Source organism: Ruegeria sp. N10, from assembly GCF_056531545.1.
This window is the reverse complement of the sequence record NZ_JBQFLY010000030.1, coordinates 14,188-27,118: the sequence shown is the minus strand read 5'-3', so window position 1 is coordinate 27,118 and position 12,931 is coordinate 14,188. Positions and strand designations below refer to the sequence as shown.

Genomic DNA, 12,931 nt, shown 5'->3' with positions numbered 1-12,931 from the left:
ATCACGCGCGTGCATCAGGGTTCAAACGCATGACGTTAATGACCCACGAGACACAGGTAGTCGCACGCGCGCTCTACGCTAGATTCGGATTCACTTTGACCGAGCGCATTTCCGGATATCACTTTGGCAGTGAGAGCGTGCAAGAAACCTGGGACCTCACACTTTGATCTCACGACTGGGCTATACACTAAGTGCAGCCGCGCATAGACAACCAGACATTCGCTGCACGGCGTCGCTTGAGCAAAATGGGCTCACTGCAGACCTCGGTGCAGAAGCAGCACAAGTCCCTACCCTGTTCTATACAACCTATCCAACGGCCCTAACCGGACGCTGAGTGTGCGGCTCAATGCTGCATCGCAGCGTTCCCGTAAGCAGACATTGACCGATGGTAGCGGACGCCCCTCCTCAACCCAGACAAAAACCTGCCAAAACTGCAAAGGTTTTGCCGGGGGTTTTTGTCCTAGCTAAGCGGTTGATCCTGGGGGGGGTGCATGGGGCTTGGACAATAACGACCGTTTTTGACAGGTGGGTTTAGACCAAGGGTATTTAGCTAATCTTTTGAAGCTTGTAGTGCATCAAGCTTTAAGCTTAATGCATAAAGCACTGCGCTAAAGACCACATCAAACGCCGAGGATATGAAAATGCCCATCAATCAAGTGATTTCCATGATCAAAGAAGCAATCAACGACGCGCCACGCAACGCCTATGTGGCTGAGCTCCACCTTCAAGTCATCAAGCATTCAGACGTTCTACAAAATGTCACCGGGAAGGAATTTTGCGAAGCTCTTGGAATAGGTTCATCGTTTGGCACCGAGTTCGGCAAGATGAAGAAGATTGCACCACGGCTGAAAAAGGCAGGTCTGGACGTGACTAAAATCTAGGGGGAGGGTTCGCCAAAGCATACCCTGAACGAGCGCTGGTGACAAAACTCTTAAGTTTCTGTCACCAGGTCACCACCCTTAATGTCACAAACGAACTTAATGAGAATTAGCTCCAAACATTAGCAAACTCCGCGTCTGTCAAATACTCATGTGGTTTCTGATGTGTCCCCCATATTATCCTGAAATCGGCATTATGAGCAGTTATGTCGAGGTCGACATAATGGATTATGATCCATCTGTTTTACCGGTTGGTCGACAGGGCAAGGCTTTGATTTTAAGCCAAAACACTAGAAATCGCATTAGCTTAGTTGTTTGATGGTATCTCGCTATGATTGAATATCCATCGGCGTTTCAATCTAGTGTTGACTATTTTAAGCGTCACCTGTTCAAGTGAACCCAAGCTACCGGTATGGGCTGCATCCTCGCCTTTGGAATCAATAGCATGAAATTTATAAACTTGATGGGCCTGATGGCGGGAGTGACAACTTCTTCTTTGTTATCGTTCGCCGTAGCTGCTGAAAGCAATATCGAAGAAGTGCAGGTTCAAGAAAGCCTTTCTGTGTGTCTGGGTGAGCAACATATGATTGTACCACTGGTTCCGCAGTTGCAGATCATACAGCCCGATGGTTCGTTGAAAGATTTTCGATCCTTGGATCGAATGACACCGGAACAACTCCAGAAGATTTTCGATGAAGCGCCGTTGAAGGCCAAGTTGATTATTCTTGGTTCGCCGAGCGAAAGGTCATCTCAGCCTCCTTTATTGGAAACAATGCTTGGTAAAAGCTCGCCTTACAAAATTAGTGAACTAAGGCTCTACGGTGGGGTTTGGGCTGATTTCGATACTTGGATGGGTACGTTTCCAAAAAATAGGACGCTTGAATCCGGTACTGAGCTTTTTGTTCCTACGCATGCAAAGCTGTTTCGCTTGCCTGTTAAAGTATCATGCAACCGAGGCTTGGTACTCAACAGCGAAGATCCCAAGAGGCGCAACTGCCTTCTTGAGGGCCTGAGACGCAACAATTCTATGGTCACTGTGAAGTTCAATACAGCGTCAGATTTAGAAGGCCACTGGCCTGTTTCTGCTTTCGATTGGGAATACTTGGACATGCGCGACTGGTCCAAGCCTCTGTCAGACCTCGAAAAGGCGATTCAAAACACTGAAGTCAAGGACACTGGTAAGAAACTATGCAATTAAACCAAGAGCAACTTACATTTCTTAAGGCAGTTATAGACGGTGAGTTTTCCAACAACATCATTTTTAAGGGTACGATTGAAGAGATATCCAGAGCAGATTATATCGCGCAACTCGCTCCGGACCTTTACTCAACTTACTTAGGTTTGGACGCAACTGGCCATCTAGATTCTCATCCCGAAGCGTCATTTTATCTAGCACTGGCTTCAATTGTCGAAGGTCAGCCAGGGGTTGAAGAACCTGTCTGGCTCTGGCTGAGAGGTGCTGCAGAAGTCAATATTGGCGTCGGCAGTCAAGCAGATTTCATTCGGAACTACAACAACGCTCAAGCTGATGCTCGCACTGGAGGGGCAGTAACGGTTGAGAAAATGAATGAGATATCGAATACGATGGCGCGGATTGTTTACAACCAATTATCTGATCCAACACAAACTTCTTCAGAAGTCCCTCCACACACCGTGCCCGACATCAAGACCTTAGCTTCTGTTGACGCTGCCGCAGCTGCCGCAGTTCTGTTTGGGGGAGAACTGGGTGGCTGGGCCGGAAACCCACTGTTTCTAGCGCTCGGATATGAACGTGAATTTCTTCAAAATATTCTGCACATAGATTTTGATATTGACGGGAACCTCATCTCTAAACCGTTTGATGCCTCATACAAGAACGGAACGTATGATGCTTTAGCAATGATAAAGTTCATGTTTGAGAACTACACTGCGGCGAACATTTGGGACGCAATTTCACAAATAGTTAGCTACCCTAGTGGTGCAGGTACAGCGGCTAGCGCAGCTGGGAAACTAGCAGCGTTTTTGGAAATTGCATACGGGATCGATGGGACGACTCTCCTCGGATATGCGGCTGGATCAGGCGAAATACAAGTTGGGCGTTTAGACCAAAGCGACAATCTATCAACTACAGAAAATTCCGACATTATCCATACCAGCGCAGGCGATGATTACATCAACGCTGGATTTGGGTCGAACTATGCAGGCTCTGGCCAACAATCCATTGACTTGATTGATGGCGGGATAGGCAATGACACCGTCAGCTTTTTGAATGATATTGCCTCAAGTCAAATTGACGCCACACGCGTCAACGTTGGTTCACTGGAAAGTCCCGGTGTCCCATTCGCCGCGGTGGTAACCTACGGGGAAGCTGGCGAACCTTTCAGCGAATCTGCCGCCCTTTATGACATCGAAAATCTCATCCTAGGCCAAAGTGACGACCATGTTAGCTTTGTTGGAGACACTAGCCTTACAGAAATTGACGCTGGGGGGAACTCTGACGACGTTGGAGACACTTTGGACTTTTCGCAACTCACCAAGCGGGTTGAAATTGACCTCTCTACAAATCAGTTAACTTACGGCGACAACACTCTCATCGCCACCGACTTCGAAAACGTCATCGGCTCCGATTTTGATGACACCATCACTGGCAATGATCAAAACAACATTCTGAAAGGTGCCGATGGTGCGGATGAACTCCTCGGTCTGGGAGGTGATGACACCCTTTACATTGACGCTAATGATACAGTCGTCGATGGTGGCGAAGGGCGCGATATCGCCATTGTTGTGGGAGTTGGCGGTGTTACGCTTAACCTCGAAGTAGCCAATATCGAAATCGCTATAGGTGGTGACGGGGTAGATACATTTAACAACATAGACTCTGGTAACATGGTTGCCGGGGGCGCCGGGGGCGACACATTCGACATAGGCTTTGTGACCGGAAATGGCCCAGCAATAGTTTTCGGTGGCGAAGGAGCAGACGTTTTTAACGTGACTGGGGGTATTCTGGTCGCAAATGTTGAAGATCTGACCGAAGAAAACTTTGCCAGTTTTGATTTGGGCCTTTTAGGGCTTGGCAGCGATTTTAACTGGGCGGCAATTGATGCCGTGGTACTAAACCCGGATGAAGATGACACATTTGTCAGGGACGGAGACTACGGCGGAACAATTGATGTGCGCATGGAGCAGTACTCGATACAGCACTATGAGTATTCCGAAGCGGTCGATCCCAGCGTAGGCGGCCCTACTTCGCCACCACCAATCGTCGAATTCGGGTCTTTTGACACTCTTCTTGATGTAACTGGGGAAGGAACAGACAGCACCGGACCATATTCGACTGGCTTTCCGCAGTACGACAAAGTGCGGGCTGCAGGAATCTTCGACGCTACGTTTTTAGGCAGTCAAATTACCAATATTCAAACGAGCGTATCAATTGGCTATTGGGAAAAGTTCTTCGAGTATGATGAAAACGGTAACTTGCTGTTTACGGACGGGTATGATTTTTCGTCGGCTGTTCTCAACAGCTCTTATGAGGCAAGGTATGTCGGATTTGATGGCGACCCAAGTGTTTATGTAAGAAATGCTGAGATTTATTTCTGGATGGATATTGGCGGCTACAATAGCCTTGCCGAGCATCCAGGTTTCGAGGACGAGAGCGAAGTTTCTTGGTTCGTCGCTGGCGGATATTTCGAGGGTACAACGTTAATTTCCGATGGCAGCATTAATGCCGTTATGCCGGATCCCAATCCACCAGAAGTAATCGAGGATCACACAGAACTCGATTTCACACCGGGAAGCGGAAACAAGTCGTTTTCCGGATTTCAGGTTGCATCACATGTTATCACAGTCTCGGGTGTTGCATTGGATCCCAATGCGCCGCCTTCAGGGACAACGGTCTCCCAGCAAAGCAATAATGTGGTGATCACCTTCGGCAACGATGAAGCCGTCACGCTGCTCAACGTTTCTCTTGTTGAATGGCAAGCCGCTGCGTCCACACAGGTACTCGGAACTGCTGCAGATGAAACCCTCACCGGAACCGATGGCGGGGAAGTACTGGCGGGTGGAGCCGGCAATGATGTTATTGATGCTGGGAAAGGCAATGACGTTCTTATCGGAGGTTCGGGCAATGATACGATCAAAGCCGGTGACGGGGATGACGTAATCATCTATCATTCTGGTGACGACGTTATTCTGGGCAACTGGTCTAACTTTGGCGCGGACACCCTTGATCTGAGCAAGTACAACGCGGACCAGGTTTCGTTCCGAATTACTGGAAAATATAAAAACAACGTGATCATCTCGACACCGGACGGTCAGATCACGCTGGATAACCAGTTTTTCACCGAAGCGCTTGGTCACATCCGGACCAATATCACCACGATCCTGTTTGCGGACGGCACGCTGGACGAAGCGGGCATCAGGGATCGCGCCCGCAATGACAGTTCCACCGATGGCGACGACGTAATTCAGGGTTCCAATTATTCTGAAGTACTTGGTGGTGGAGCCGGTAACGACACCATTTACGCCGGTGCCGGGGATGACACCATCGTCTATCATTCCGGTAACGACTTTATTGTCGGTTACTTTTCTAACAACGGCGCAGATACCCTCGATCTCAGCAAATATAGCTCCGATCAAGTTTCGTTCGGATTGACTGGATTTCAGAACAGAAGTGTTCTCATTTCAACTCCGGATGGTGAAATCACGTTAGGCGACCAACTCCTTTACGAAGCGCTTGGTCAAGAGCGCACGAACATCACCACGATCCTGTTTTCTGATGGGACACTGGATGAAGCAGGCATCAGGGATCGCGCCGTCAGCGACTCCGTGACAGATGGAGATGACACCATCCAGGGTACAAATTACGCCGAGACGATAAACGGTGGAGCCGGTAACGACACCATTTCTGCCGGAGAAGGCGATGATATCATTGTCTACGAGTCCGGAAATGACGTTATTCTGGGCAACTGGTCCAACTACGGCGCGGACACCCTTGATCTGAGCAAGTACAACGCGGACCAGGTTTCGTTCCGAATTACTGGAAAATATAAAAACAACGTGATCATCTCGACACCGGACGGTCAGATCACGCTGGATAACCAGTTTTTCACCGAAGCGCTTGGTCACATCCGGACCAATATCACCACGATCCTGTTTGCGGATGGCACGCTGGACGAAGCGGGCATCAGGGATCGCGCCCGCAATGACAGTTCCACCGATGGCGACGACGTAATTCAGGGTTCCAATTATTCTGAAGTACTTGGTGGTGGAGCCGGTAACGACACCATTTACGCCGGTGCCGGGGATGACACCATCGTCTATCATTCCGGTAACGACTTTATTGTCGGTTACTTTTCTAACAACGGCGCAGATACCCTCGATCTCAGCAAATATAGCTCCGATCAAGTTTCGTTCGGATTGACTGGATTTCAGAACAGAAGTGTTCTCATTTCAACTCCGGATGGTGAAATCACGTTGGGCGACCAACTCCTTTACGAAGCGCTTGGTCAAGAGCGCACGAACATCACCACGATATTGTTTTCGGATGGTACGCTGGATGAAGCAGGCATCAGGGATCGCGCCGTCAATGATGCTGCCACCAATGGCGATGATGTGATTTTGGGATCCAAGTTTGGCGACATCATCGACGGAGGGCTCGGGGACGATACGATAACGGGAGGTGCCGGTGCAGATCAGTTTGTGTTTAATCTGAGTGACGGAAACGATCACATCACCGATTTTGAAGATGGGATCGACCTGCTCCGCTTCGAAGGTACCGGCCTTCAGTTTAGTGATCTTGTGATCACCGATGGACTCGATGGAGCCGTCATCGATGTTGCTGGTCAGGGTACAGTCACCCTAACAGGTATTAATGCCGGGCTTCTCGCACAGGATGATTTCTTGTTCGCGTAATACAGTATCCTGATCAAATACTCAGCGTTAGTCAGCGCGATGAACTGATTGTTGCTGAGTACGTAAATCACGTTGGCGGGTTCTCAAAGAAAACCACATTCCTGTGGAACAGAAACAACCGGTTCCCGCCAAAATACCAAGGTAGAGAAAACACTTTACCCAATAATGGCAATGCCTTTCTAAGGGTTTGTCAGGTTTTGACCTCGATGCTGCCTTGCCCCGGAAATTCTGAGGCAAGGCGTATCGCAATGCGATATTTCTTAATTTGGCTATCTATTACCACAGAACCTCAGTGGCTGAGGCCCAGGTCACGATCTATCTCTCGATCTATCTCGCGCTCGTGCTCCTGTTCATCGTCGCGATTCCGCCCGTCACCGCGCTCCAATTTTTCGCGCGGCTTGTTCAACACGCCTTCCAGCCGATCCCGGATCGACGGCCGGCCTGCGCTGTCATCATCCCGCCCTGCCCCGGTGTCTTCCGACCGGCCCAGGGTTTCACGCAGCCGCTCATTGACGTGCCGCAGGTCCGAGGGTTCTTCGACACTCTGCCCACCGACCTCTGGCTCCTCGCGCCCAACAATTCGCGCCAGCCGATCCCGGATGTCGCCGTCACCGCGATCCGCACCTCGGTCCTTGCTGGCTGCCGCCCGGAGCGCCGCCAGACCGGCTGACACACGCCCCTGCCCGGCCTCGCGCTCGGCCCCATAGGTGTCCCGCGCCAGTTCCAGTCGTTCCCGCATCTCGGCAAAGAGCGCCCGCGCCTGCCGGGCCGCATGTACCGCCCTGCCCCGCTCGGTGACAGGTTCATAGTCGCGGCCCTCACGCTTGGCCGCCCGCATCTCGCGGCGTTCCATCGCGTTGGCCGCTGGCCCCAGCTTGATCTCCGGATCACGATCCAGTTCCTCGGCCTTCAGCGCATTACCCTGGCTCAGAGCCTCCTCCCGCTGCGCTTCCAGAGACCTGTGATCGACCCGCTCCACTTCCCCGACCCGCTCCAATGCCCGGTTTTGCAATTCGGCCCAAACCCCGCGCATCTGCTCGATTTCAACGCCACCGGTTTTCGCGGAATCAAGCACGCGTGTCTTGGCCGTGAACCCCTCCGGTTCCAGCTTCCGGGTGGTGGTCAGAACATGAGCATGATGGTTGCGCTGATCCCCTTCCCGGTGCGGCGCGTGGATCGCCACATCCACCGCCACGCCGTAGCGGCTGACCAACTCTTCAGCAAACTGCCGGGTGATCTGCGAGCGGTCCTCGGCGCTGATCTTGGACGGCAGAGCCAGCTCCCACTCGCGGGCGGTGACGGAGTTGCGGCGGGTCTCGCTCACCTCGGCGGCGTTCCAGAGCGCCGCCCGGTCCTGTGCCCAGGACGGCGCATGTTCGGGCGTCAGGATGAAAGTCTCTTCGATGCCACGCTTGGCGGTGTAATCATGCAGCCGCCCCTCGCGCTGGCATTCGATGCGCTCCCCCGCACGGTACGCCGCCGCCGCGGTCGAAGAGCGTCCCGCGCTGCGTTTGATCGTCTTTACGGAAAGGTGGTAACTGGCCATCCGCCCTACCCCGCTCCGTGATACGAAGAATGCTGACGCGCGCCGCCACTGACCCCGGTCCATGCTCCGGCATGGTCCACCGGGGCAACAGTCTTTTTCCCGGAGGGTGAAGCAGCTTCCTGGAAACGCTCCGGGGGAGCGTTTCGCTGCTGAACGGGCGGAGCCCCGGCCGCCCTTGATCGCTGTGCGCGTTCGCACCGCTGGGGCCGGAGGGAAAAAGACAGCCCGCACGAAGTGGTGCCTGTGAGCGAGCGAGATTGTCCCCCGGACAATCTCCGGGAAGCTCGCACACCCTCTGAGGCGCGGGCCTGCCGATGCGGTCCACCAATCTCCCCAGCCGTGCCAACGGGCACCCCGGTATGAGGGGCGGGAGATTGGCGGCACACATCGGCGGTTTGCCTTGGGCAAACCCGGTGGAGATCAAGGGCCACAGCACCACAGATCGACGCCCCCCGGAACGACAGTGCCAAAACCGGACCGGCCCCAACCGTGGGGCATCGGTCGAAGTTTTGAGACTGCCGTTCCGGCCGCAATCCAACCGCGCAGGGTGAGGCAGCTACTTGGAAACGCTCCAGTGGAGCGTTTCGCTGCCGAACGGGCGGAGCCCCGTTGGGATGGTTTGGAAGGGGCAGCGCGCCCTTCCATCTCGATGCGCTTCGCATCGAAGGGGATGGCCATCGGCCGGGGCTTGGCCCCAGAGAGATCGCACGCAAATCTTGGAGCCACAGGCGGAGAGTTTGCATAAGTGCGCTCTCAGCGATTTTTCGCACCACAATGCCACTGGATGGCATCTGAGAGGCTCAGAACGGACTGCTGGGAGCCACTACTAGTAGTATATGAGCCCGCACCCCACGGCCCATACCAGCCACTCAAACATGGTCTAGAATGCTGCAGACGCAGCCCGCTTAGCGGTCGCTCGCAGCACTTGCAAAATTGGAGACTGAGTGGACTCACACATCGCGGACAAAGTGTGAGTTCGCTCTTCTTTAGCGAACGTGTAAAATTAGGTACTTGCAGTCATTTGACTGGTTACAGTTGAACACCGTCATAAAGCCTTAGCAATCCATGGTTTCATGCCTTGATGCAGGCCGCCATCTCTCTCATGTGGCGCATGTCCGAACCGCAACAGCCGCCTACAACAGAGATATCCGGGAAACTGCGTACGAGGCGCGCAACCTCGGCACCGAGTTCTTTCGGATTTCCGTCGTCCAACTCGGTCGCATTGTCGAGTTCAGCGTGGCTGCACCGCGAGGCATTCACCGCCATTCCTTTCAGCCGCGGGTGCCCTGTCAAAACATGGCTGAAGTGATCGGGATGCGCGCAGTTGACCATGAAATAGGCCGCAGCCCCATCGGTGAGTGCGTCGACGCGATCAATCGCCTCTTCCAAACCAGTTCCGTTGTCCAGGCAGCCATCGGTTTCCACAACGAATGAGACCGCAATCGGCACCCCGCAATCCTTGGCTGCCAGTACAGCACCTGCGGCTTCTTCTACTTGATTGAAAGTGTACGCATTAACCAAATCGATTCCGGCGTCAGCCACTGCGCCTATCTGAATAGCATGATAGGCGCGCGCGCCCGCGACCGTCAGGGGCGGAAGTTTGGCATAGGCATCACGGGAGGGACCGATGCAGAGCGCCACCAGAACATCATCGCGCATTGCCTCGTCTCGCAAGTTGCACATAAGGGCCACTGCTTTCTGGTTCAAAGCTGCCAAGCGGTCAGCTCCATAGCCAAGCGGTGCCGCACGGTCGCGGTTTGCCATCCACGTGAGTGTATCGATTATGCAACCCAGATCGGCCTTGGCGGCCACCTTCATCAGATCGCGCATTTGGTCGACAACAATCGGCTGGGCGTTGGCATCCTCAACCAAGGGGAATGACGCAAACCCAGGCAGTTCAACCCTGCGATTGAAAATCAGGTCCGTTCCGGTCGCGGCGAAAATAAGAAATTTCTGATCCGTTTCGTGAGGCAAGAAACGTTTCATCTATGACCACTCCCTTTTTCCAGTTTCAGTTTAATTTTACAGATCGAGGCGGGAGAGCACAAATCCTCGACTTTCAGGCAGCCTCCTTCCACGACTACAATAGGATGGGGTTCCGGAAATGACCATGTTGTCAGACCAAAGGATGACGGCAATTGATATGTCTCGGACATTGGCGCTCTTCGCAGCATCGGTCAGAGTGGGCTCGAACCAGACATCGGAGGCGGCACAGGATCCTGAGTGGGAGGTGGTCTTCAGACCACCACTCCGGCCCAATCCGGACATTGGCTAGATCGAGCGTCGCCGCAGGGCAGATTCCCAGACCTGCCGTTCGTGCATCGCGCAGCATTTCCGATAGGGCAATGACGGCAGAGCGGGGCAAAGTTGCCAGATGCGAATGCAGCGAAATTGGAACACCGGTTGAGGCACGATCTAAGGAGTCCTCGCCGCACTGCAGCTGCGATTCCCAGAGAGCGGTCATTCAGAGCGCATCAGTGGCTACGTTGGTCGCTGCATTCGAATCTTGTTTAAAATCCCGCAATCCGTTCAATCACCCAAAAGGCGGCTAGACTACCAACGCAGTAACTTGTCACGTGTTCAAGCTGGACCGCTCGCTCTTTTACTGCCGGATAGAGAAGCCGGGCCGCGAACCCAATGGTCAGTACCACAACGATAAACAGGATCTGACCAAGCTCTACCCCGACGTTGAAAGCAAACAGGGCCAGTGGAATGTCCCCTTCAGGCAAGCCGATCTCCCTCAGTGCCCCGGCGAACCCCAGACCATGTATCAAGCCGAATGCGAAAGCGACGATCCAGGGGAAACGCACGGCCAACGGGTCACGGTTCTCCGGTGAAAGCGATAGCTCATGGGCGAGGAACACGATTGAAAGCGCAATCACGGCCTCGACAGGTGGAGGAGGGAGGTTCAGCCAGCCGAGAGTGGCCGAAGCCAACGTGATGCTGTGCGCAACGGTGAACGCCGTGATCGCCCAGAACAACCGACTGCGATCGCGTATCAGCAGCACAAGCGCGAAGACAAAAAGCAGGTGATCAAGGCCTTCGAGGATGTGTGTCACTCCGAGCGCGACATAGCTCGAAAGGATGTCAAGAACCCCAGGATCCTCAGGTACAGTGAATGCGGTTTCGGTCCATGTCAGGCGACGCACCTGCGTCTGTCCGGGTTCCAATTCGTACCGCACTAAGGTTTCCGTTCTGGTCTGCTCCAGCCCGACGATCTCGATCACACCGCCCTCAAGGCCTCCTGGACAGGTGGTTACCCATGCGGTTGTCCAGGCACGTCCATCAAAGGACGGTGACGGAGGCGGCTCATGTGAACAGTTCCCTGGCAGGCGAGCCTCTATGGGCATCATTCGACCGTTCACGTCAGGTGCGCGCCAGGTCACGCGCCAGCGCTCTTGCCCCATGGACGCGAGATCGAGATACCCTGGATCAAGCGCGTGGGCCGGCGCGTATCCCGGCAGACAGATGGCGGAAATGGCGAGCAGAAGTAACAGCAGCCGTTTCATCTGTTCAACACCCCTTCGGCGTTGGGCAAGATAATGGTGTAGCGATCCAGCAGCGCTTGACCGAAGCTTTCGCGCATTTTCTTTGTCTCAGCGGCGAGCCATTCGGCCTTTACGCGGTCGCGGATTTCGGACAGCGGTGGCAGCACGGCGTCCATTCTCTCGATTACCCGCACGAGATGCAGGCCATAGCCGCTCTCGACCGGACCCTGCCATTTTCCGACCGGCAGGTCCGCCAGCGCCTCGTGGAACCCCTCTCCAAATGTGCGGTCGATCACCGGCGAAGGCGTTATCGGAAAGGACTGTGGCAGTAGAGTAGCCGGTCCCAGCGTCGCCGGGTCGGCACCGTTCTCCAGCAGCGCCAGAAGTTCTAAGGTATCCCGATCTCCGGGCACAACGATCTGTTCCAGAGCCATTCGAGCGGTTTGCGTGAACCGTTCCGGGTTTTGGTCCAGATACGTCTGAAGCATGGCCTCATCTGGTTCCACCATCGCGGCGCCGGATTCTGCGAGGAACTTCATCTTCTGGTTCAATCGCTGGCGTATGACCACGTCGCCTTGATCAAGTCCGAGGATCAGCGCCTCGCGGACATAGGCCTCTTCCAGCGCCCACGATTGCATCAAGTTCTCCAACTCCCGGATCGTGGGGGGGCGGTTCCAGGTGGCAATGAAGTTCTGCACCAGTCGGTTTGCCTCGCTCTCGGTCAAGCTGATCATATCGGGGCTGAGCGCAACTGGCTCATCCTCGATCGCCGCGTATGCGGCAAAGATCAGGGCACCAAGCGCGAAGAAATGGACAAGCGGGGAAAGAAGAAGCGTTCGCATGCGTATCATCAGGCCTTCGGGTATCAGTCGCCACAAGGGGGTAAGCTCTACGGTCGGCGATGTGATTGCAAGCTATTACACAAAACCCAAGTAATCTTGAGGCATATACAATCGCCAACCTCGCGACCCTTACCGCCGGATTCCATGCATTCGACGATGATCAAGGGTATCGTGGCACGGAAGCTTTGGCACCAAACGGGCGCCCTTAATCAGACCAGATTTCCAACGCCAAATCTCTATACCAAGCACGACGTCCGTTTGATCTCGGTCATGGGGACTGTTCGACCA

At 54.0% G+C, this 12,931-nt stretch carries 7 protein-coding genes; 3 read left to right on the top strand and 4 right to left on the bottom strand.

All coding sequences use genetic code 11. The features are described 5' to 3' along the window. The first annotated feature begins 641 nt into the window (after positions 1-641). From ACR0JI_RS20825 to ACR0JI_RS20815, 3 genes are all read left to right on the top strand, one after another. Complete coding sequence (locus ACR0JI_RS20825; protein WP_480496435.1) at positions 642-881, top strand: HTH-like domain-containing protein; 240 nt, start codon at positions 642-644, stop codon at positions 879-881. 442 nt (positions 882-1,323) lie between these two features. Then, complete coding sequence (locus ACR0JI_RS20820) at positions 1,324-2,076, top strand: hypothetical protein (protein ID WP_480496437.1); 753 nt, start codon at positions 1,324-1,326, stop codon at positions 2,074-2,076. Then, positions 2,067-6,767: a hypothetical protein gene (locus ACR0JI_RS20815; RefSeq protein WP_480880372.1), complete on the top strand. Its 4,701-nt coding sequence runs from the start codon at positions 2,067-2,069 to the stop codon at positions 6,765-6,767. Before ACR0JI_RS20820 ends, ACR0JI_RS20815 begins: the two co-directional genes overlap by 10 nt. Before the next feature lie 289 nt (positions 6,768-7,056). Here ACR0JI_RS20815 and mobQ read toward each other — a convergent pair whose 3' ends face one another. From mobQ to ACR0JI_RS20795, 4 genes are all read right to left on the bottom strand, one after another. Next, positions 7,057-8,313: a MobQ family relaxase gene (gene mobQ, locus ACR0JI_RS20810; RefSeq protein ID WP_480496441.1), complete on the bottom strand. Its 1,257-nt coding sequence runs from the start codon at positions 8,311-8,313 to the stop codon at positions 7,057-7,059. 1,071 nt (positions 8,314-9,384) lie between these two features. Beyond that, a complete protein-coding gene (locus ACR0JI_RS20805; protein ID WP_480496443.1) occupies positions 9,385-10,299 on the bottom strand; it encodes a homocysteine S-methyltransferase family protein in 915 nt (304 codons plus the stop codon). A gap of 524 nt (positions 10,300-10,823) precedes the next feature. After that, positions 10,824-11,822 carry a HupE/UreJ family protein gene (locus ACR0JI_RS20800; protein ID WP_480478498.1) on the bottom strand — a complete coding sequence of 333 codons (999 nt, stop codon included), beginning with the start codon at positions 11,820-11,822 and terminating at the stop codon, positions 10,824-10,826. Then, positions 11,819-12,643 carry a peptidyl-prolyl cis-trans isomerase gene (locus tag ACR0JI_RS20795; protein ID WP_480496445.1) on the bottom strand — a complete coding sequence of 275 codons (825 nt, stop codon included), beginning with the start codon at positions 12,641-12,643 and terminating at the stop codon, positions 11,819-11,821. Before ACR0JI_RS20795 ends, ACR0JI_RS20800 begins: the two co-directional genes overlap by 4 nt. Positions 12,644-12,931 lie beyond the last annotated feature (288 nt).

What these genes read in the sequence shown, in the direction of transcription:
- ACR0JI_RS20795 (WP_480496445.1), bottom strand. Translation starts at nt 12,643, where the DNA reads ATGCGAACGCTTCTTCTTTCCCCGCTTGTCCATTTCTTCGCGCTTGGT.
- ACR0JI_RS20820 (WP_480496437.1), top strand. Translation starts at nt 1,324, where the DNA reads ATGAAATTTATAAACTTGATGGGCCTGATGGCGGGAGTGACAACTTCT.
- mobQ (WP_480496441.1), bottom strand. Translation starts at nt 8,313, where the DNA reads ATGGCCAGTTACCACCTTTCCGTAAAGACGATCAAACGCAGCGCGGGA.
- ACR0JI_RS20825 (WP_480496435.1), top strand. Translation starts at nt 642, where the DNA reads ATGCCCATCAATCAAGTGATTTCCATGATCAAAGAAGCAATCAACGAC.
- ACR0JI_RS20815 (WP_480880372.1), top strand. Translation starts at nt 2,067, where the DNA reads ATGCAATTAAACCAAGAGCAACTTACATTTCTTAAGGCAGTTATAGAC.
- ACR0JI_RS20805 (WP_480496443.1), bottom strand. Translation starts at nt 10,299, where the DNA reads ATGAAACGTTTCTTGCCTCACGAAACGGATCAGAAATTTCTTATTTTC.
- ACR0JI_RS20800 (WP_480478498.1), bottom strand. Translation starts at nt 11,822, where the DNA reads ATGAAACGGCTGCTGTTACTTCTGCTCGCCATTTCCGCCATCTGTCTG.